At 65.2% G+C, this 20904-nt stretch carries 20 protein-coding genes; 11 read left to right on the forward strand and 9 right to left on the reverse strand.

Annotated elements, in window-relative coordinates; translation table 11 throughout:
* The first annotated feature begins 65 nt into the window (after positions 1 to 65).
* A complete protein-coding gene (locus AB4Z55_RS26600) occupies positions 66 to 482 on the forward strand; it encodes a metalloregulator ArsR/SmtB family transcription factor (RefSeq protein ID WP_338858019.1) in 417 nt (138 codons plus the stop codon).
* On the forward strand, positions 475 to 2667 hold the full coding sequence (locus tag AB4Z55_RS26605; protein ID WP_075863780.1) for a cation-translocating P-type ATPase: 2193 nt from the start codon (positions 475 to 477) through the stop codon (positions 2665 to 2667). The genes AB4Z55_RS26600 and AB4Z55_RS26605 overlap by 8 nt, the downstream gene beginning before the upstream one ends.
* Before the next feature lie 16 nt (positions 2668 to 2683).
* Here AB4Z55_RS26605 and lnt read toward each other — a convergent pair whose 3' ends face one another.
* Positions 2684 to 4186, reverse strand: a complete 1503-nt coding sequence (lnt, locus tag AB4Z55_RS26610) for an apolipoprotein N-acyltransferase (RefSeq protein ID WP_159370893.1) — start codon at positions 4184 to 4186, stop codon at positions 2684 to 2686.
* A 217-nt stretch (positions 4187 to 4403) separates the two neighbouring features.
* Between lnt and AB4Z55_RS26615 the strand changes: the two genes are divergently transcribed.
* Together AB4Z55_RS26615 and AB4Z55_RS26620 are read left to right on the forward strand one after the other, a co-directional pair.
* Positions 4404 to 5048 carry a thioredoxin domain-containing protein gene (locus AB4Z55_RS26615; protein WP_127964021.1) on the forward strand — a complete coding sequence of 215 codons (645 nt, stop codon included), beginning with the start codon at positions 4404 to 4406 and terminating at the stop codon, positions 5046 to 5048.
* A gap of 65 nt (positions 5049 to 5113) precedes the next feature.
* Entirely contained in the window at positions 5114 to 5686 is a 573-nt protein-coding gene (locus AB4Z55_RS26620; RefSeq protein WP_159371922.1) for a vitamin K epoxide reductase family protein, read from the forward strand.
* Between the two features lie 98 nt (positions 5687 to 5784).
* On the opposite strand, the gene AB4Z55_RS26625 is transcribed toward AB4Z55_RS26620, so the two are convergent.
* The 3 genes from AB4Z55_RS26625 to AB4Z55_RS26635 form a co-directional block, all read right to left on the reverse strand.
* Positions 5785 to 6726 carry a cation diffusion facilitator family transporter gene (locus AB4Z55_RS26625; RefSeq protein ID WP_127964025.1) on the reverse strand — a complete coding sequence of 314 codons (942 nt, stop codon included), beginning with the start codon at positions 6724 to 6726 and terminating at the stop codon, positions 5785 to 5787.
* Positions 6727 to 6973: 247 nt separating this feature from the next.
* Entirely contained in the window at positions 6974 to 7786 is an 813-nt protein-coding gene (locus tag AB4Z55_RS26630) for a cytochrome c biogenesis CcdA family protein (protein WP_127964027.1), read from the reverse strand.
* Positions 7783 to 8376: a TlpA disulfide reductase family protein gene (locus AB4Z55_RS26635; RefSeq protein WP_159371921.1), complete on the reverse strand. Its 594-nt coding sequence runs from the start codon at positions 8374 to 8376 to the stop codon at positions 7783 to 7785. The genes AB4Z55_RS26630 and AB4Z55_RS26635 overlap by 4 nt, the downstream gene beginning before the upstream one ends.
* Positions 8377 to 8797: 421 nt before the next feature.
* Between AB4Z55_RS26635 and AB4Z55_RS26640 the strand changes: the two genes are divergently transcribed.
* The 3 genes from AB4Z55_RS26640 to AB4Z55_RS26650 all read left to right on the forward strand — a co-directional run bounded on the left by AB4Z55_RS26640 (position 8798) and on the right by AB4Z55_RS26650 (position 12026).
* Positions 8798 to 9733 (forward strand): M23 family metallopeptidase, encoded by a 936-nt coding sequence (locus tag AB4Z55_RS26640; protein ID WP_127963952.1) that lies wholly within the window; start codon positions 8798 to 8800, stop codon positions 9731 to 9733.
* Positions 9734 to 9963: 230 nt separating this feature from the next.
* Entirely contained in the window at positions 9964 to 11754 is a 1791-nt protein-coding gene (ctaD, locus tag AB4Z55_RS26645; RefSeq protein WP_127963954.1) for a cytochrome c oxidase subunit I, read from the forward strand.
* Complete coding sequence (locus tag AB4Z55_RS26650) at positions 11751 to 12026, forward strand: hypothetical protein (protein ID WP_005199798.1); 276 nt, start codon at positions 11751 to 11753, stop codon at positions 12024 to 12026. Before ctaD ends, AB4Z55_RS26650 begins: the two co-directional genes overlap by 4 nt.
* Positions 12027 to 12410: 384 nt before the next feature.
* Here the strand turns inward: AB4Z55_RS26650 and AB4Z55_RS26655 are convergent, their stop codons facing one another.
* Both AB4Z55_RS26655 and AB4Z55_RS26660 read right to left on the reverse strand, forming a co-directional pair.
* The gene (locus AB4Z55_RS26655; protein WP_127963958.1) at positions 12411 to 13343 is read right to left on the reverse strand and encodes a M56 family metallopeptidase; all 933 of its coding nucleotides are present in this window, start codon (positions 13341 to 13343) and stop codon (positions 12411 to 12413) included.
* A gap of 4 nt (positions 13344 to 13347) precedes the next feature.
* A complete protein-coding gene (locus tag AB4Z55_RS26660; protein WP_005199796.1) occupies positions 13348 to 13719 on the reverse strand; it encodes a BlaI/MecI/CopY family transcriptional regulator in 372 nt (123 codons plus the stop codon).
* A gap of 162 nt (positions 13720 to 13881) precedes the next feature.
* Here AB4Z55_RS26660 and AB4Z55_RS26665 point away from each other — a divergent pair, with 162 nt between their 5' ends.
* Positions 13882 to 16131: a cation-translocating P-type ATPase gene (locus AB4Z55_RS26665; RefSeq protein WP_127963960.1), complete on the forward strand. Its 2250-nt coding sequence runs from the start codon at positions 13882 to 13884 to the stop codon at positions 16129 to 16131.
* On the opposite strand, the gene AB4Z55_RS26670 is transcribed toward AB4Z55_RS26665, so the two are convergent.
* Positions 16069 to 18129, reverse strand: coding sequence for a cytochrome c oxidase assembly protein (locus tag AB4Z55_RS26670; protein ID WP_338858015.1), 2061 nt, complete (start codon positions 18127 to 18129; stop codon positions 16069 to 16071). The two genes, AB4Z55_RS26665 and AB4Z55_RS26670, sit on opposite strands and share 63 nt — an antisense overlap.
* Positions 18130 to 18165: 36 nt before the next feature.
* Here AB4Z55_RS26670 and AB4Z55_RS26675 point away from each other — a divergent pair, with 36 nt between their 5' ends.
* Positions 18166 to 18837: a DUF5134 domain-containing protein gene (locus tag AB4Z55_RS26675; protein ID WP_127963962.1), complete on the forward strand. Its 672-nt coding sequence runs from the start codon at positions 18166 to 18168 to the stop codon at positions 18835 to 18837.
* A 94-nt stretch (positions 18838 to 18931) separates the two neighbouring features.
* Here the strand turns inward: AB4Z55_RS26675 and AB4Z55_RS26680 are convergent, their stop codons facing one another.
* Positions 18932 to 19273: a DUF3703 domain-containing protein gene (locus AB4Z55_RS26680; protein ID WP_338858016.1), complete on the reverse strand. Its 342-nt coding sequence runs from the start codon at positions 19271 to 19273 to the stop codon at positions 18932 to 18934.
* Entirely contained in the window at positions 19260 to 19595 is a 336-nt protein-coding gene (locus AB4Z55_RS26685; protein ID WP_127964031.1) for a helix-turn-helix transcriptional regulator, read from the reverse strand. Before AB4Z55_RS26685 ends, AB4Z55_RS26680 begins: the two co-directional genes overlap by 14 nt.
* 677 nt (positions 19596 to 20272) lie before the next feature.
* On the opposite strand from AB4Z55_RS26685, the gene AB4Z55_RS26690 reads away from it, so the two are divergent.
* Complete coding sequence (locus tag AB4Z55_RS26690; protein ID WP_127963966.1) at positions 20273 to 20503, forward strand: hypothetical protein; 231 nt, start codon at positions 20273 to 20275, stop codon at positions 20501 to 20503.
* Positions 20504 to 20532: 29 nt separating this feature from the next.
* Positions 20533 to 20811 carry a hypothetical protein gene (locus AB4Z55_RS26695; protein WP_127963968.1) on the forward strand — a complete coding sequence of 93 codons (279 nt, stop codon included), beginning with the start codon at positions 20533 to 20535 and terminating at the stop codon, positions 20809 to 20811.
* Positions 20812 to 20904: the final 93 nt, after the last annotated feature.

Below are 20904 nucleotides of genomic sequence, written 5' to 3' on the forward strand. Positions count from 1 at the left end.
GGTGTTGAGATATCCGTACTGGCATGCCTAACATGGGTCATATCAATGAACGTAAGGATGTTGATATGACTCAGGAGTCGGTGGACACGTGCGATCTGCTGTGTCTCGATCTGCCGCACGCGGAAACTATCCGGACTGCGTTACCCGATGTGACCGCAATCGACCGTGCCGCCACCGGAGCTCGTGCACTCGGTGATCCGACCCGGCTGCGAGTGGCAACGGCGTTGCTGTCGGGGGACGAACTCTGTGTCTGCGACCTCGCGTGGGTGGTAGGCCTGGCGCAGAACCTCGTCTCGCACCATCTGCGCCTACTCAAGGGTGCCGGCCTGGTGACCGGGCGCCGCCACGGACGGTTAGTGATGTATGCGTTGACCCCCTCCGGCCACGCTCTCGTGACAGCGGTCCTAGCGATTGCAGGACTCTCCACCGCAGCCATGACGACACCGTCGGCAGCCACAGTGCAGGGACATGCTCATGGCTGACGCATGCTGCGGACCCTCCGATTCCGCCGACCTCGAGGCTGAGGTCGATCAGGGCCCGGTCCGGTTGTGGCAGGTGCGCGAGTTGCGTTTCGCCGCCGCAGCAGCAGTGTTCCTCGCGCTCGGCTGGATCATCGGAGGCTCTCTATCAGAGACCGCGGGCGTCGTCCTGGAACTGCTGGCGGCAGTTGTAGCCGCCTCAACGTTCGTGCCGTCGGCGCTGAGGTCGCTGCGCCGCGGGCGCATCGGTGTCGGAACGCTGATGACGATCGCCGCGATCGGGGCTGTGGCGCTGGGCCAAATACCCGAAGCTGCGCTACTCGGAATCTTGTTCTCGGTCGCTGAAGGACTCGAGCATTACGCGGTCACCAAGACCCGGCGCGGGCTGCGGTCGCTGCTCGCGCTGGTTCCGCCCACTGCTTCGGTGATTCGTGAGGGACGTGAGATCACCGTGTCGCCGGATGAGTTGATCATCGGCGATCTGCTGGTGGTGCGTCCCGGTGAGCGCGCGTCGACCGACGGGACGATCACCGCGGGCACTACCAGCGTGGACCTGTCGGCGATCACCGGCGAATCTGTTCCCGTGGAGGCAGGTCCGGGCGACTTGCTCTACGCCGGCGCCATCAACGGTGGCGGTGCGATCGAAGTCCGCGTGACCGCCCGCGCCGCCGATAGTTCCCTGGCCCGCATCGTTCACATCGTCGAGCAAGCGCAGGAACGCAAAGGCGCCGGCCAACGTCTCGCCGACCGTATCGCCCGCCCCCTGGTCCCGGCCATCATGGTGCTCGCGGCGCTCGTGGCAGGTATCGGTGCGCTGCTTGGTGATCCCCTGGTGTGGCTCGAACGCGGCCTGGTGGTCCTCGTTGCTGCGTCCCCGTGTGCGTTGGCGATCGCGGTGCCGCTGACGGTGGTCGCCGCGATCGGCGCCGCCAGCCGCCAGGGCGCATTGGTCAAAGGCGGTGCTGCCCTGGAGGAGTTGGGACGGGTTCGCGTCGTCGCACTGGACAAGACCGGCACCTTGACACGCGGCACTCCGGAGGTCATCGCTGTGGTGAGCACCCCCGAGATCACCCGCGAGGACGCGTTATCCTATGCCGCCGCGCTCGAGGCACGCAGCGAGCACCCGCTGGCGAGCGCGATTCTTGCGGCCGCACCTGCTCTGGGCTCACCTGCCGAGGACGTCACCGCGATCGCCGGTCACGGACTCACCGGCCAGATACGCGGACAGCACCTGCGCCTGGGCAAACCCGGGTGGCTCGATCCTGGCGCGCTCGCCGGCGATGTCACCCGGTTGCAGAGCGACGGTGCCACCGTCGTGCTGATCGAACGCGATGGCACCGTCGTCGCCGCCATCGCCGTCCGCGATGAGCTCCGCCCCGAGGCCGCTGAAACGGTCGCTCAGCTGACGGCGCTGGGTGTCAACTCGGTCATGCTGACCGGGGACAACGACCGCACCGCACACGCCTTGGCGACGGCGGCCGGAATCAGCACCGTCCATTCCGAGCTGCTTCCCGAAGACAAAGCCGACTTGCTGCCCACACTGGCGCGCGGGCAGGCGATCGCCATGGTCGGCGACGGCGTCAACGACGCCCCAGCGTTGGCCACCGCCGATGTCGGAATCGCGATGGGAGCGATGGGTACCGACGTCGCCATCGAAACCGCCGATGTGGCGTTGATGGGCGAAGATCTCCGCCATCTCCCGCAAGTGCTGTCCCACGCTCGGCGCGCACGCCGAATCATGGTGCAGAACATAGGATTCTCTCTGGCCATCATCGGTGTTCTGATTCCGCTGGCCGCCACGGGCGTCCTCGGCCTGGCCACAGTGGTCTTCGTCCACGAACTCGCAGAAGTGCTGGTGATCGCCAACGCGATTCGCGCCGCCCGGACGAAAGCACTGCCAGGCGCTGGCGCCGTGCCCCGGGTAACCCCCGGCAAGCTCAACATCTCGGTGGCGGCCTACCACGACACAGGCGACGCCTGTTGCGCCCCGGTATCAGCCACCACCACCGATCAACCACGGCCGGTGCCCGAGGCGCCCCTGCTGCCGACTCCACGATTCCGCGGCGCGGCGACCAGCACGAGTTGTGCTGCCACAACAGAACCAGGGTGCAGCTGCTGTTCGAGCCCGTCGGATGACGCCGATGACACACCGAGTAGCTCGCCAACGTCTCATCGCGAACGCCACTGAGGGCACCACGGCCGCGTCAGGTTCGTTGGCGTGATCTCCACGTGCGTACAACCAGTGCCGCCAGGACCGCGGCAGCACAGATCCCTTCTCCTGCTGCTCCGATCCGCGTCGCCAGGGTCGTCGTTGTCCTCAGCGGCACCCGCGCGATGAGGACATCGGGGGTGAACAGCGCTGTGCGTTGTGCAACGGTCCCATCAGGCTCGATGACCGCGCTCACCCCACTGGTTGCTGCGATGACTACCGCCCTACCGTGCTCGACTGCCCGCACCCGCGACATCGCGAGTTGCTGGTAGGTCATCTCGGTGCGCCCGAACGTCGCGTTGTTGGTCGGTACGGCGATCAGTTGCGCGCCGGCGCGCACCGATTCGGTCACCAGATCGTCGAACGCGACTTCGTAGCAGGTCGCTACCGCCACCGGTTCACCTGCAAGATCGACGACACCATTGCCTGTGCCAGGAACGAAGTTGCCGGCCCGGCTGGCGTAGGACGACAGCTGTGTCATCAGTTCCCGCAGCGGCAAGTACTCCCCGAACGGCACCAGCTGACGTTTGTCGTGCTCCTGACCAGGACCGGTAACCGGATCCCACACCACCAATGTGTTGCGGGACGTGCCGTTGCTCCCGGCGATCACCGCTCCCACCAGGATCGGCACCCCGATCGCCCGCGCGGCACGATCAATCTGCGCCGCAGCATCGCGGTTACCGAACGGGTCGATGTCGGATGAGTTCTCCGGCCACACCACCACATCGGGACGCACGACCCGCCCAGAGCGGATCTCCTCTGCCAGGTCGAGGGTGCGTTGGACATGATTGTCGAGGACTGCGCGTCGCTGAGCATTGAAATCCAACCCCAGCCGCGGCACATTGCCCTGCACCACTGCCACCGTCACCGCCCGCTCCCCCGCGTCATCGCCTCCCCCCGCGGGCGTCATCGTCCACACCAGCAGTCCAATCACGGCAACCGTGGCCGCAGGCCCGGCCAACGTCTGAGGCTGCCGGCGGACCACGGCCCCCGCCGCCGCGGCCAGGGCCGCGCCGAGCAGCACCACAACGAACGACAACCCCGGCGCGCCGGCCAGCGCCGCCAACGGCAGGAGCAACCCGTCCGGTTGACCGAATGCGATTCGGCCCCAGGGGAAACCGCCAAACGGTATCCGGGAACGAACAGCTTCGACTGCCACCCAGGCGCCTGCCAACCACACCGGCGCGCCGCGCCATCTGCCCAGTGCTGCTGCCAACGCCCCGAAGATCCCGAACGCCACCGCCTGGACTGCTGCCAAGACCAGCCACGGCACCGCACCCACATAGATGCCGACCCACGGCAGCAAAGGCACGAAAAACCCCAGCCCAGCCAGATAGCCATAGCCGGATGCCGCCCACAACGACCGCCCCCGCAGCGTCACCACCAGAACCGCAATAGCCAACGGGGCGAGGAACCACAGCTGACGCGGAGGGAAACTCAGGTACAGCATGCCGCCGGCGCCGACGGCAGCAGCGCTGCGCAGCACCGGATGAAGCATCGGTGGAAACGACGCACCGGCCCGCTGAGCACCCGAAGAACTCGCCACCGCGCACCGCACCCCTCACCGAAGTTTGTCGAGCGCACCGATCCGCCCGCGGTCGCCCGGTCGGGGCCGTGCGCCTGTAAACTACTAGCTAACGTAGTAGTAGTTTGACGGGAGTGAACATCGTGGCAGGTCAAGCGCTGAAGATTCGACTCGAGTCGAGGGTGCCCCGGTGAGCCGCACCGTCAAGATCTCACTCGCCGTGGTGTTCGTGTTCTGCCTGGCGCTGACAGTGGTGTTCGTGGTGTCCCGGGCCGCCGACAGCGAACAGGCTGCCGCCCAGGCGAGCATGACGGTACGGGATGATTCCCCACGTCTATCGACTCCGACCGAGTCCAAGGCAACATTCGTGGAATTCCTGGACTTCGAATGTGAAGGGTGCGGGGCGGCATACCCGGCGGTGGAGCAGCTTCGCCAAACATACGGCGATCAGGTCACTTTCGTGGTCCGCTACTTCCCGCTCCCCGGGCATTTCAACGCTGACCGCGCGGCACGGGCCGTGGCTGCCGCGGCCGAGCAAGGCCAGTTCGAACCGATGTACCGCAAGATGTTCGACACCCAACGCAGCTGGGGTGAGCAGCGGGTACCGCTGGATGATCTGTTCTTCTCCTATGCCCAGGAGCTCGGTCTGGACATGGATCGATTCGCCGCCGACTACAACTCGCAGGCCACCCGCGAACTTGTCGACCGCGATGTCGCTGACGGCAAAGCGCTGGGTGTCACCGGTACACCCACCTTCTTCATCAACGATGAACTGATCAAACCCGAGAGCTATGACGATCTGAGCTCGGCGCTCGAATCCGCAATACGCCAGTGACCGTCCCACCACCACCCCGCCAGGCCTCGCCATCCTCACCCTCGGCGCCAGTGACACGATTCCCCGTGTCTCCGCGACTGCTCGGGTGGATACTTGCGGTCTGCGGAGGTATCGGGCTCATCGCTGCGTTCACGCTGACGGTTGAAAAGTTCGAACTGGCAACCGATCCGGCGTACACACCGACCTGCAGTATCAACCCGATCGTCAATTGCGGATCGGTGATGGACACCCCCCAGGCGGTCGTCTTCGGGTTTCCCAACTCACTGCTCGGAATTGCCGGCTTCTCCGCGCTGATTGCTGTCGCGGTCCTGATGGGGAGCCGACCGCCCACCTGGGTCATGATCGGGCTGCAGAGTGGGTTGACGGGTGCGGTGGTGTTCGTCCACTGGCTGATCCTCCAGAGCCTGTACCGAATCAACGCGCTCTGTCCGTACTGCATGGCCGTGTGGGTGGTTGTCGTGGTTGCCTTTTGGTATGTGAGCCTGCGCAATGCCGACCATTTCTGCCCACCCGGGGCAGCGCGCCGAGCCCTCGATGCGATCCTCACGGTGCACACCGTGGTACCGCTGGTGTGGGTGCTGACAGTGATCGCCCTGATCGCCCACCGTTTCTGGTGGTACTGGTCGACGCTGATGTGACACCTCCGCGGTAGCGCCCGGCCCGAGACGGCAGACTCGTGTAGCAGAGATCTGCACTCGCCCAGACCGCAGGTGTGGTGTGACGCCGATGTGATCCTTCACGGGTGATGGGTGGCTAACGCTTCCTCGTGGTGGCGCTGGGCGCTGGTCTCGAGCTGGAAGGTGGAATGCTCGAAGGAGATGGCGAAGTGAGTCGCCACGCAGGTCCGGATGTCATCCAAGATGGTGGGGGCGTGGCCGTCCTGGAAGCAGTCGTCATCGACCACAATGTGAGCGCTGATGATCGGTAGGCCCGTGGCCACCGTCGATGCGTGAAGGTCGTGCACGTCGTGCACACGGTCCATCTCGAGGATGTGGGCCCTGACGTCGTCGAGATCGATCCCTTTCGGGGTGAATTCCATCAGCACCCGCGTCGTCTCGGCCATGAGTTTGAGGGCGCGGGGTGCGATGAGCGCGGCGATGAACAACCCGGCCAGCGCGTCAGCTTGTTGGAAACCGGTGGTAGCGATGACGATTGCGGCGACGATCACACCCAGCGATCCCAGTGCGTCGTTGAGGACCTCCAGAAACGCCGCTCGCATGTTGAAGTTGGCGCCGCGTCCCGAGGCGAGCACGAGCATGGCGACGATGTTCGCCACGAGTCCGATGACTCCGAAGAGCAGGAGTTCGGTCGAGGGCACCTCGGGTGGCGAGAACAGTCGTCGTACGCCTTCGACAGCAGCGTAGAGGCCCACAGCGAGCAGCAGCGAGGCCTGCCCCAGAGCGGCGATGACCTCGATGCGCCGCAGTCCCCAGGTGCGGGTTTTGCTGACCGGGCGGTGCATCACGGTTGCTGCGACGAGCGCAACCGCTAAACCGATCGCATCTGTCGCGGCGTGTGCGGTGTCGGTCAGCAGCGCAAGACTTCCCGTGATCACCGACCCGACAAGCTGGGCCACGACGATGATCCCCGTCAGAGCAAACGCGATCGCCAGCCGGACACGCAGCGACGAGTCGCTGGATGCGGGGTCGGTTGGTCCGTGATTGTGTCCGGCTCCCATGCGTCGTACTCCCTCTCATCCACACCCAGATGGCTACGCTGTCCACATACATCAATACATGCGCATGTGACTATATGACAGACCGGGGCGGAACGGAACCGGCGGATCACGTCACGACTGAATCGGGATGTGCTGAGATGGCCCGACGTCGGCGGCGTGATGCCGGTGGTGGTGGGTCTCGTGACGGTGCGGTGACCGGAAACCTGTGGCCGCTGCGACCGTCGAACCGGCGCCGCCACTACGGGCCTCAGATGGGTAGTTGGGTATCGGTGATGAACGCGTCGCGGACCCACACGATGAATTGATCCCACAGGCCGGTGATCAAGGCGATACCTACCGCGATCATCATGGCGCCGCCGACGATCTGGATCATGCGGGCGTGGGTCCGCAACCAGCCGAGGCTGCGCAACGCCCATGCCGAGGAAAACGCAAGCACGACAAAAGGAATACCCAGGCCGGCGCAGTACGCCACGATCAGCGCGACGCCCTTGGCTGCGGTGGCACCTTCGGTGCCGCTGGCCGTAGCAATGACCGCCGCGAGCGTGGGCCCTAGGCATGGGGTCCACCCGAGTGCAAAGACCCCGCCGAGCAGCGGAGCGCCGGCGATGTTGGAGACGCGGCGGGGGGCGAACCGTCGTTCCTGTTGCAGTGTCGGCACCATCCCGATGAACACCAGGCCCATGATGATGGTGACCACGCCGCCGATGCGCTGGAGGACTTCACGATTCACCACGAAAGTGGTGGTGACTCCGAGTACGGTGGCGGTCGCTGCCACGAAGACCACGGTGAAACCGAGGACGAACAGGCCTGCGGCGAGCGCCACACGCGAACGACCCCGCTTGTTCGACTCCCCCACCGACACCGCAGGCGCCTCGGCGCCGACCACGCCAGCCAGATACGACAGATACCCCGGAACGAGGGGGACCACGCACGGTGAGGCGAACGACACCAGCCCGGCGATCACGCACGCGAGCAGCGCCAGCAGGAGCGGACCGCTGGCGACAAGGTCGGCAAACGTCTCGCCGACCGCAGCCTGCACTTCGACCGACTGTGGGGTCATTGGGGTTGTGCCACAGGCTCAGCGAGAACTCGCTGAACTGTTGACCCGAGTTCGTCGGCGGTGATGGCCTTGAGGAACACCGCGGCCGGACGGTGGTCGCGGTCGAGCACGATGGTGGTCGGCACCACCGACGTTGGGGTGGTCAGCGCAGCCAGGGTCAGACCGGCAAAGTCGTAGATCGAGGGAAAGGCGACCTTTCTGTCGATAATGAAGTCCTTCGCCGCTTGCCGGTTGTCGCGCAGATTGATACCGAGGAACTCGACTCCCGAGGCCTTGTTCTGGGCGTAGACATGTTCGAGGTCGTCGGCTTCTCCCCGGCAGGGTCCACACCACGAACCCCAGACGTTGATGACGACGACTTTGCCTGCGAAGTCGTCGAGTCCGATGGTCTGGTCGGTCACCACGTCAGGGCCGTAGACGTCAGCGATCCTCTGACGGCTCGCGGGCGGGTCGTAGGTGATGACCGTCTGCCCGCCGGGCGAGACGAACTGAAAGGTTCCCCCCTGCGCAACGGCGTCGTCGCCCGCGCTACCACAACCCGTCGCTACCCACGGCACCACGCATATCAGCGCCAGGACCGCCGCCCGCACCGCGGATACCCGCCTTCTCTCCTGCTGCACCAGCGCTCCTCGACCTTGATCTACTACGCAGCGTGGTAGATCACCATTCGAATTGTCAACATGACCATAGTTTTTGTGACACCCACCGACCGGAGCCTCACTTCTCACGACGTGCATTTTGCGGCGTTCACCCCGTGAAAGAGATGCGCTTAGCTGGAATTACGGCCTGTTCCGGGCCAGTTTCCGGCTTGGCAGTCACTGCCATCTGCAACTACATGACCTAGTAGTAGAGGCCCGCAATTGCGATGGGCACTCAATCGGATCGTGTTACTGCTGTGACCTGTGAGGCCTATGGTTCGAATGGAGGGCTGCCGATCGTGGCCTTATGTGCACCTGGCGTGTGGTGCTGAACGTCAGTGCGTCGCGCCCGTCTCCGGAAGGTCTCGCTGGCATGCCTATGTCGTCTCTCACCCGCCGCTGCGGCGCTCCGCGGCCCTGTCTGAGACTAGGGGTCGCGGGAATCGTTGCTGCGGTTCTGCTGAGCTTCTCAATTGACGCTCGAGCGCGAGCCGACGCAGATGCCACCCACGTGACTCAGCAGTTCGCCCAACTGGTCGCCGAGACGATCTCGGCAACACTGGGCGGCCCGGCGATGGGAGCCCTCGCCGACGAGATCCGAACAGTTAGCACATGTCTGGCCGATCGAGCGCGCCCAGTCGAGCCGCCAGTGCCAGCCGAGGATGATCCCATCACTGCGGTGGGATGCTTCGCCGCCGTGCTCGGCGCGGGACGAGCAGCCGCCGAACTGATTGTCGACGCGCTGCCGATCGGGCGGTTGCTGGCGCTTCTGGCTTTCGAGATGCGTCCCCACGATCCCGCGGCTGCGCACCCGGCACCAGCCGGTCCACCCGTCTATTCGTCGCCGTCGCCGGGGTCCGTGGTCGCTCCCACGAACGGCCGGGTCACCTCCACCTTCGGTGACGGCCGCGGCCATCAGGGTATGGACATCGGCAACGACCTGGGGGCACCGATTTTCGCGGTCACCGACGGCGAAGTGATCAACTCGGGGCCAGCTGAAGGCTTCGGGTTGTGGGTACGCATCCGGCATGCCGACGGAACAATCACGACCTACGGCCACAACGACGACAATCTCATCGACGCGGCAGCGCCGGTCACGGTCGGTCAACCCATTGCCACGGTGGGCAATCGCGGTAACTCGACCGGGCCTCACCTGCACTTCGAGGTTGCTGATGCATCCGGCGCCGCCCTCGACCCGGTGCGATGGCTCGCCGAACGCGGCGTCAGTCTGCCCTCGGACAGCGACGCCGAACCTACTATCACGCCCAATGAACCGCCGAGCACCGGAAGCGTAGACCTCTGGCGGTAAGGGTGCCTGCGGCGCACGGTCGCAACGGACTGGTCGGGCCATCTCAATGAGGGAGGCGACGTTTCGTCGCGGTCCTGTCGCCTCCCGGTCGAGACTCGGGATTCCAGTACCAACTATGCTACCTAGTAGTTAATCGACTACAGTCCGTAGTAACGGCCCGGGAAGTCGCACGCACGATGCGCGTGTTGCTTCGATCAGGGCCGCCATTTTCCGAGTCAGATGGAGGCCTCATGACCGCGGTGTCCCCGCGCCCGCCCGAGGTGGTCGCCACGCGGCCCTATCCCGAGCGGCGCAAGGCCAAAGGGTCATTCATCTACACGATGCTGACCACGACCGATCACAAGCTGATCGGCATGATGTACATCGTCGCGTGCTTCGGGTTCTTCCTCATCGGCGGATTAATGGCGCTGCTGATGCGCGGAGAACTCACGACGCCGGGCATGCAATTCCTCTCGACCGAGCAGTACAACCAGCTGTTCACCATGCACGGCACGATCATGCTGCTGATGTATGCCACCCCCATCGTGATCGGCTTCGCCAACTTCGTACTGCCCCTGCAGATCGGCGCTCCCGACGTCGCCTTCCCGCGGCTCAACGCACTGGGTTTCTGGCTGTTCGTGTTCGGTTCGACCATCGCGATTGCCGGCTTCATCACCCCGGGTGGCGCCGCGGACTTCGGCTGGACGGCCTACACCCCACTCAGCGACGCCATCCACTCACCCGGCGTCGGCTCCGACATGTGGTTTCTCGGACTGACCGTGTCTGGTCTGGGCACCATCCTGGGCGCGGTCAACATGGTCACCACGGTCATCTGTCTGCGCGCACCGGGAATGACGATGTTCCGCATGCCGATCTTCACCTGGAACATCCTGGTCACCAGTGTGCTGATTTTGCTGGTGTTCCCGCTGCTCACCGCGGCATTGCTCGGCGCCGAAGTCGACCGCCAGTTCGGCGCGCATCTGTTCGATCCAGCCAACGGCGGCGCCATTCTCTGGCAGCACATGTTCTGGTTCTTCGGTCACCCCGAGGTCTACATCATCGCGCTGCCGTTCTTCGGCATCGTCTCCGAGATCTTCCCGGTCTTCAGCCGTAAACCGTTGTTCGGGTACTCAGGACTGGTCTATGCCACCCTCGCCATCGCCGCCCTGTCGGTCGCGGTGTGGGCACACCACATGTACGTCACCGGCGCGGTGCTGTTGCCGTTCTTCTCCTTCATGACCTTCCTGATCGCGGTACCGACCGGTGTGAAGTTCTTCAACTGGATCGGCACAATGTGGCGGGGCCACATGACCTTTGAAACTCCGATGCTGTTCTCGGTCGGCTTCATGGTCACCTTCCTGTTCGGCGGACTCACCGGTGTGCTCCTGGCCAGCCCGCCGATCGACTTCCAACTCTCCGACAGCTACTTCGTGGTGGCCCACTTCCACTACGTCCTGTTCGGCACGATCGTGTTCGCCACCTACGCCGGCATCTACTTCTGGTTCCCGAAGATGACCGGACGCCTGCTCGATGAACGTTTGGGCAAGATTCATTTCTGGCTGACGTTCATCGGCTTCCACCTCACCTTCTTGGTGCAGCACTGGCTCGGAGCCGAAGGCATGCCCCGCCGGTACGCCGACTACCTGCCCTCAGACGGCTTCACCACGCTCAACATCATCTCCACCGCCGGAGCGTTCGTCCTTGGCGTCTCGACACTGCCGTTCCTGTGGAACGTCTTCCGCAGCTACCGCTACGGCGAGGTCGTCACCGTCGACGATCCATGGGGCTTCGGCAACTCCCTGGAGTGGGCCACCAGCTGCCCACCGCCGCGCCACAACTTCACCGAACTCCCCCGCATCCGGTCGGAGCGTCCGGCGTTCGAACTGCACTACCCGCACATGGTGGAGCGGATGCGCGCCGAAGCCCACGTCGGCACACAGCACGGTCAACCCAGCGAGGCGGCCGAAGAAGCTCGTCGTGCGCCGTTGACCACCGGAGACCACGAAGCATCTACAGATCCCGACCCGGAGAGCCGACCGTGAGCAACTACCCCTACCCGGCCCTCGACCAGGCCCCCGTCCCGCGATCGCGGCGCCCGCTGACCGTTCCGCGATGGTTCGCCATCCTCGCAGTCGGCTACACCGCCGTGATGACATTCGCACTGACCCTGCTCGCAGGTTCTGTCCTCGCTCAGGGCACTCCCCTGCTGCTGTGGCTGATCGCGGCGACCGCGGCAACGTGTGTGGCCCGCGGTGCGGCCGCGGTCGCGGCCCGCGCGATGCGGCCAGCACGAGGCCGTGCGGTGCGACCGTAGGCGAAGAAACTCACCACCATCCCCGGCGGCAGAGAAACCCGTCGCACCGCCGCGGCGGCGAGACCCGCAGCCACCAGGGCTTCCCAAGATCACCGGGCCTGACCGAGACCACCATCAGCTGGTGCACCAGGGGTAACGGTCCTCGGCCTAGGGCCCAGGTGGCGCTGCGCAGCACCGCGCCATGCACTATGTACCGATCACGCAGGGTGCCGCGATAACACGACCGGCTTGGGTGTATCTCTAGCGAAGGCACGCGCGGGGTGCGATCGACACGCTGAGACGAGCACCGGTCAACGGCCGCCGCTCGGTGGCGCAGACTGACGCGACGCTCGTGGGTGTCGAGCAGCAGCAGCGCCTGTCGAGCGAATATGGCGTGACGGGGACTTACGCGGTGAGTCCATGTACGAGAACTGACAACACCGGAAGTGCCGCAGCCGTACACAGCGCAGCACCCAGAAGGGGCAGCACGCTCGCCGCAGCGTAGGTCGACTTCGTTGGCTCGATCGCGCCGTTCTCGAGCATCAGCAATCGGTAGCGCGTCGAGCGTGGCATGGGGGTCTCGGGGCCTACGCCCTGACTGGTCACATGCGCGAGTGCGCTGCGCACGGCAGCTGTGCTGGTGACCCGAGCAGCCGACATGTCGGCATCTGCTTCGATCAAGGTCGCGACTGCCGCCGGCGCCCGGCGAAACAGCGGCACAAAGGGCAGAGCACGTGCCATCACATCGCAGACCGCCAGAACGCGGTCGTGCCGGGACCTCAGATGGGCGAACTCGTGCGCTAGTACTGCGGCCCGCGCCTCGGCAGGCACGTCTGTGCGCAGCGCACTTGTTGCCACGACGAAGCCACTGCGACCACCGACGCAGTACGCCATGGGGCGGGGGTGATCGATCCAGAGCACGTCGGGGGTGTCGGGTTCGGTACTGCCCACCACAGCAACGACGTCGCGATGAAGACGGTGCACGCGATGCACATCGCGGGTGTGACGAGCGCACGACATCGCGGTGCGAGCTACCACGGCGGTCAGCACCACGGCGACGGCAATGCCGTACACCTGGCTGAAATCGTCGCGCACCGCGTGCAGGACAGCTCCCGCGCACCGAGCCAGGGTGTCAACGAAGCGTTCGGCCGGCGGCGGGTCCGGCCACAACGCCGACAGCGCCGATAGAAACAACAATCCTACCGCCGTGGCGATACTGCTGACCCATGCGGTGATCAGTACCCGCGGTGACCATCGTTGGGGCAGTCGGTCGAGAACGTAGGGACCCAACACGCCCAGCACGGCCGCGCCCACCAGGTGGGCCAATGCGACGCTCACACTCTCAGCGCTTCCTCGGACGATCCGTCCGCGTCCGGGACAGGTGTTCGCTGAGGACCGCGCGCTCCTCGGGAGTGACCATCCGGGCGAAGTGCATCAAGACCGCCGTCGAATCGCCGCTGGCGTCGAGCACCTGCCGCAGTGTCTGCGACGTCGCCTCCTCCCGCGACTGCAACGGGAAGTACCGATAGGCGCGGCTGATCTTCTCGCGACCGGCGAAGCCCTTCTTGTGCAGATTGGTGACCACGGTCAACACCGTCGTGTACGCCAAGTCGCGGTCGGCCAGCGCATCGACGATGTCGTGCACACTCATCGCCGCCGAAGCGCCCCACAGCACGTCCATCACCGCGCGTTCCAACGAACCCAACTGAGTCACCGTCGCCTGCCTGATTGCCTCGTATTTGCTGCCAGTCTAGAACAAACTACCCTGCTTAGTAGCCGAAGCCTGGTTGCCTCAGCCCTGCTGCCACTGCCCCACCGGGGGCTCTCGCATCTCCTGCGGTGCCGCGCCCTCACCGCCTACTGAAAGCGCCCACCCGTGACCGACCTCGTTGACGACACGCACCCGACACGCCGCATCCAACTCGATGTGAGCGGAATGACCTGCGGTGCGTGCGCAGCTCGGGTGGAACGCAAACTCAACAAACTCGACGGCGTGCGCGCCTCGGTCAACTACGCCACTCGGCGAGCCACCGTGGAACTCGATACCCACGCACACATCGCCGATGCTATCGACGCCGTGCACACAGCAGGGTATGCGGCTGCGGAACTGTCCGAGCAGGCCCCTGCCGTCAACGAAGACTCAGCGACTGCCAAGGCACTGTTCACCCGGCTGATCGTCGCGCTAGCCCTGTTCGTGCCCCTGGCCAACCTCTCCGTTCTGCTTGCTGTCGTCCCCGACCTTCGTTTCCCCGGCTGGCAAGCAGTGTTGGTGGCGCTTGCCGCGCCGGTCGTGACCTACTGCGCGTGGCCCTTCTACCGCACCGCGGTGCGCACGTTGCGGACCGGCGTGGCCACGATGGACACCCTCGTCTCGCTGGGAGTGCTGGCCGCGACCGCACTGTCGGTGTACTCGATGTTCTCGGCCGAGGCGACCTCGACCGCAGGCCAGGGGGTGTGGTCAGCAATCTTCTCCAGTGACTCCATCTACCTCGAAGTTGCCGCCGGTGTCACCGTCTTCGTGCTGGCAGGACGCTACTACGAGGCGCGTGCCCGGACACAGGCCGTTCAAGCACTGACAGCGCTGGCCGCCCTGCGTGCCACCGACGCCCGAGTCGAGTGCGCAGGGGACACGACCATGCTCATACCCCTCGCGGAACTCAAAGTGGGGCAACGACTCATCGTGCTGCCGGGAGAGACCATTCCATCAGATGGGCAGGTGATCGAGGGCGCCGCCACTGTGGACCTCAGCGCCATGACCGGTGAGACGACGCCGGTTCAGGTGTCAGCCGAGCAACGCTCCACCGCCGTCGGGGGCACGACGTGCCTCGACGGGCGACTACGCGTCGAAGTCACCGCAGTCGGTGAGGACACCCGCCTGGCCGAGATGATCGCGCTCGTCGACAGCGCGCAGACAGCCAAGGCTCGCGCTCAACGCGTCGCCGACCGTATCGCCGCGATCTTCGTTCCGTGTGTCATCGCCCTAGCCGCAGCCACTGTCGTGGGTTGGTCGCTCACCGGGGCGTCATGGGAGCACGCCGTGAGTGCCGCGGTGGCCGTGCTGGTCATCGCCTGTCCGTGCGCGCTGGGCCTGGCCATGCCCATGGCGCTGGTGATCGCTACCGGGCGAGGCGCCCAACTGGGCATCTTCCTCAAGGGACACGCCGCGTTGGAACTGTCCGGGACGATCGATGTGGTGGTCTTCGACAAGACCGGCACCCTCACCAACGGGCAGCCACACGTCACCGGCGTGTACACCGTCGACGACGACAGTGCCGAGCTGATCCTGGGCTGGGCGGCGACACTCGAGCAGCACACCAGCCACCCCATCGCCACCGCTATCGCTGCCGCGGCCGGTCCGCAGTCGCTTGCCGCACCGGTCGACGAGGTGGTCACCGACGTTGGTAGCGGCGTGCGAGGGGTGATCGACGGTGTGACGGTGCAGGTGGGTTCCCCGGCATGGATCGCCCGTAGCGCCGTGGTGCCCGCCGTGATCGACGCGCGGCGCGCTGACATCGAGCGCTCTGGGGGCACCGCAGTCTATGTCGCAGCCGATGATGCAGTCCGGGGCCTGATCGACATTCGCGATGGCATCAAACCCTCTGCCCGCCAGGCGGTCGATGAGTTGCACCGCATGGGAATTCGCACGTTCCTGGTCACCGGTGACAACGCCGGCGCAGCGCAGCGCACCGCGGAGCACGTCGGCATCGACGACGTGATCGCCGGGGTGCTCCCGGCCGAGAAGGTGGCCATCATCGACAACGTGCGCAGTAGTGGCGCCGGTGTGGCGATGGTCGGCGACGGCATCAACGACGGGCCCGCACTCGCATCGGCTGATCTGGGCATTGCGATCGGACGCGGTACCGATGTTGCTATCGGCGCCGCCGACATCGTGTTAGTGCGCGATGACCTCACCACCGTCGCTCTGGCGCTGCAACTCGCCTCGGCCACGCGACGCACGATGCGCACCAATCTGGCATGGGCGTTCGGCTACAACCTCGCCGCGCTGCCGCTGGCTGCCGCTGGATTGCTCAATCCTCTGATCGCCGGGGCCGCAATGGCGTTGTCATCGTTTTTCGTCGTCTCCAACAGCCTGCGTTTGCAGAACTTCGCGCGTATAGACCGCTGAGGGTGACAGAGGCTGGGGCTGGGCCAACTGCGAGACCATCGCAGCGACGGTGTGGGAGGTGCCGGCATCGATGTCGGCGGATTCGGACCGATCGGGTCGGCGTTCGGCTCGCACCCACTGCGCCAACAGCACCAGGCAAACCAGCACCATCGGAATCTCGCTGATGACCGCAGCCACCACACCGCCCACCCATTGTGTGCGCGCGAGATCGGGATTCCACGGCAGCTGCAACTGGCTGTAGAAGGACTCCCCGATCACCGTGGTGGAGGTCATCAGCGCGATACCAAAGAAGGCGTGAAAAGGCATAACGGCGAACAGCAGACCAAGCCGCGCCAGAAACGGTAACTGTTTGGGTCCAGGATCGATCCCCACAGTCACCCAGAAGAACAGGTAGCCGGTGGCCAGGAACAGCACGCTCATCACGACGTGCCCCCAGTGGTAGCGGACGAGGACGTCGAACACCGGTGTGAAGTACACCAGATACGACGAGCCCACGAACAACGCGAACGCGGCAATCGGATTGAGCAGCAGCTGCAGGCCCCGCGAGCTGAGCACGATCAGCAGCGCCCGCCGGCACGCCGCGCCACCGGTGGTTCCGGTCGTCGGCAGCACCCTCAACAGCAAGGTGATCGGTGCACCACCCACCAGCAGGATGGGTGCGATCATGGTCAAACCCGTGTGTTCGGCCATGTGCACGCTGAACAACGCGTTGCCGTAGGCCTTCAGCCCAGAGCTGGTGGACACCACCACCACAGCGCACCCCGCGACCCACGACACCGTTCGCCGGATCGGCCACCGGTGTCCACTTGCCCGCTCCCGCCGGGCGGCGACGAGATAGCTCACGACACCCACCACCGCCGCCACACCCACGACGAGATCAACTCGCCACAGCGAGACCAGTGATCCGACATCGGGCGGGCCAGGAAGGGAATAGCCCAGGTAGACATCCCAGGCCGTGAATGGGTGGGCAATCAACCCGGGTGCGACCCTGGTGTCCATCACCGCCCAGCAGGCCACGGCCACCAGTGCGGTCGACGCGGCAAGGACAGAAGTTGCCGACGTCGACACGCCCCGGCGCAGGCGCACAAGGTCGGCAACCACCAGCACCGTCAGTACAGCCACCAACAGCCCCGTGGCGCGACCGAACGCCGACGACCACACATCGGGAGTCCGCAGCAGCAGCGTCACAGCCACCGCGCCCGCCAGTGCCGACATATCGGCGCCCAGGACGACATAGCCAACACGCCGGTCGGCCGCCTCGTCGATGGTCGCCGACCCCAGACCACGAACCCGGTACCGATCAGCCCACCGCAGCCCCACCGACAACGCCAAACTCACCGCGAAGACAATGACCGCGCCGGTCGTGTAATCGTGGTCAGGTCCCTGCGCGGCATTGCCGACCACGGGCAGGGCGAGCACACAAACCGCCGCGGGAACCACCAGCGCCACCTGCATCGACCACCGCAGCGACACCGAACCGATCAGCACCACGACACCCGCTGTCGCCACCACCAGCCACGCCAGCGCCGGCAAACTCACACTGAACGCGTAACCGACCTTGCCGCTCGAGACCATCGCGCCCACGGACACACCGGTGGTGTCCGCGGCCGCGGTGAAAGCCATGAATAGCGCAACAACCACGGAGCACCCCGCGGCGCGACGGACGCGGCGAAACACTGGATAGACCGCAGCGTCGATGTAACTCTGCGAGTCAGGCACGGCCGTGAGCACCATCGAGACCAGTCCCCCGAGCATCACCGCAGCTAATGCAAAGCCAGCAAAATTGCCCACCACATCGGCCACAGCTGTGCCCACCCCAGGATATGGATCCGCACTCTCGACGTAGCGAGCGGCGCCGGACACCCAGGCATAGACCGCCAACAACAGCACCAGCCCACCGACCAGCAACGGCGCCACCACCCGAAGAGAAATTGCGCGCTGCGGTCGCGACTGGATTGACGGGGTAACAGCCTCCGTCAACGCCTTTGATTCACCCACCAACCGTATGCTACTACTGCGCATAGTAGTTAACTCGTGAGGATCGAGGACCCGGTGATCAACGACCTACTCCTGCGGTGGATCGTCACCGCCCTCTTCGCGGTGGGCGCCATCGACAGCATCCGCACCCTAGCCGCCCGCCGCAGCGAGCTGAGACTGTCGATCACGCACTGCCTCATGCTCCTGATGTCACTGGCGATGATCGTCATGGCGTGGCCACAAGGCAATCAGCTACCACTGCTACCGCTGCTGCTGCTCTTCGCTCTCGGCACTGTGACCGCGGTCGTCTTCGCGGTGCGGAGGACTAACGACCGCCTACTCCACGTCTATACCGCAGTGATGATGGCCTCCATGGTCTGGATGTATGCGGTGATGAGCCGGCACACTGCCACCTCCACAGCTCCTGCTACCCCCGCCCACCACGGCAGCCCGTCGGGAACCGACGCCCTCAGCGACATGGCGCAGTTGCACGGCGCCTCATCGAACCCCATGTGGATGGGGTCGGTCACGCTGCTACTTGTGCTCGGTTTCCTCGCGCTCACCATCTACTGCGCAGCCCGGTCGGTTCAGCTGCCACGCACCGCGGCCCCAGCACCACCGATGTCAAACGCTGTAGCGACACTTAGCCGCTCCCGTCTCAGATCCCCGTGGATATGCCACGCGTTGACCGCCGGTGGGACAGGCATCATGTTCGCAGCTCTGCTTTAGCAGACCGCCCGAGCCTCAGAATGAGCCATCATTTCCCGGTACCGCTGCCGCCACCGCGCAGCGCGAGCTCAGCACTGGCTGTGTCTGCGGCTGCTCACGACCGCAACGCAGAAGCGATATCGCCAGGAATCGGCATCGGGCGCATCAGACCGGCGGCAACCCGTCCCGTATTGCCCTCGGGGTAGCGTCCGCTCAACGATCCCGGAGCGGCGACGATGATGCGCACCACCTGGCCGAGCGCTTCGCGCCGATCATGCTGTCGCACAGCGAACTTGAACATGGCAATGTGATTCTGGGTATGCAACCACGGGTCGGGTTGGGACACGATGTGGGCGCGTTCAAGGTGGCGCCACCGCTGCTCGGCCACCTCAGTGACAGCTGCCGCTGCCATCTCTGCCCGGTAGAGGTCACGGGCTGCCTCACTAATGCGAGCCATCGCGAGCCTCCTCGGAGCAGCACGGATCATCCAACGCAAGTACCAGCCCGAGTAGATCGTCGAGCGCGTGACCAATCCGGCTGTCAGCCAGTTCATACCGGCTCCGTCGGCCCTCAGGTACCGCAACCACCAGACCGCACCCCCGCAGGCAGGCCAGATGATTCGACAACACCTGCCGCGACACCCCAATCGACTCAGCCAAGTCCGCCGGATAGGCCCCACCATGGCGCAACCGCACCAACACCTGCGTGCGCGTCGAATCGGATAGTGCGTAGCCAAACCTCGTCAACGCGTCGCGCTGCGCCTCAACCACTATGCCCATATCCAAATAGTACATGAACCGATGTATTCAAGACATGCTGAACAGTCGATGCGGGGGCTTCCGGCGCAGAGGTTCAGCGGCGAAACCCGGGTCGTTCGACGGGGCGCGGTTCACGGGCGGCGAAACCCGGTTCGACGGGGCGCAGTTCAGTTTCTCCAGGCCCGCAGCGTGGAGGAACGTCCATTTTCGATTGGGACGATGACCTCAGTCAGAAACCGGACGATGTGCTACCTGCCGAAGGCCACCGGAAGTCGTAGAAGCGGACGAGCTCGAAGCCGCCTAGCGCTACCGCGACACCGATCCCTCCCGGACCCGCGTCGCTCGCTCCCGCACAGTCACCTCGACCGCCTCGTGGGTCTGGTGTGCCGGCGTCCGCGACGTGAGGTCGCCTGGCCGCGACGGGTTGCGGTCTGTTTTGCCGGCTGCGCCGTCATCTCATCGGAGCGGCTACGCCGCGCTGTGCAGCCCTTCGGGCTGAGTCGGTTTGCGTTGCATCGCCGCATTCTCTTACCTCCACTCCCGGTCCGCAAGGGCCGTGAAAAACTAATCCGCCCTGCGGGTTTCAGGGCTGCGCCCGGATGACTTTTTCACTGTGAACACCCCTGCGGCCCACTCGCTTCGGCGAAGAGATTGGCCGGTGCAAACGCAAACCAGCACTCACAACGGGAGGGGTCACCATGACCAGCGCCACCACCATCGCCTACCAGCTGTGCAACAGCTGCGCCGTCGCCGTCGCCTACGGAGACATGAGCGGCCTCGACACCGAGAGCACCGCCGAGGTCGTGGCATTCATGTCCGATCACGGCTACCTGACCCAGGCCGAGGACATCGACCCGCCCGGTTACTGGCTCTGCGAATGCTGCGGCATCGACCAGCTCGGCGCAGGCCGCACCTTCACCCGCGACTAGACCACTGACCAGCCGAAAGGACACAGAACATGAACGCCTGGATCGCCACCAAGGACCCCGCCAAGGTCGAGGCCTTCGCCGACCAGATCGCCGCGCACGAGCCGAATCGGATCACCGAGGCCGACGGTGACCGGGAGTTCGCCGTGTGGATGTACGGAGTTGACCGCGTCATCCGGCAGCGCACCAACGGATTCAGCCACCGCGACCTGCCCGATTTCGGCTGGAAAGACGCCTACAACGACGACCTGGACCCCGCCGTCGCCGCCGCCGACGCGATCGCCCACTGGGAAGAGTTCGGCGACCTCTAGAAAAGACCTCCGCGTCGCAATCCGGCACGCGGGCAATAGAAAACCCGGCCAGGGTTCAGCTGGCCGGGGTCTCACCCACCACAGTAAGGGAGA

Origin of the sequence: Gordonia sp. ABKF26 (genome assembly GCF_041103195.1) — a bacterium.
GTDB classification, from domain to species: Bacteria; Actinomycetota; Actinomycetes; order Mycobacteriales; family Mycobacteriaceae; genus Gordonia; species Gordonia terrae.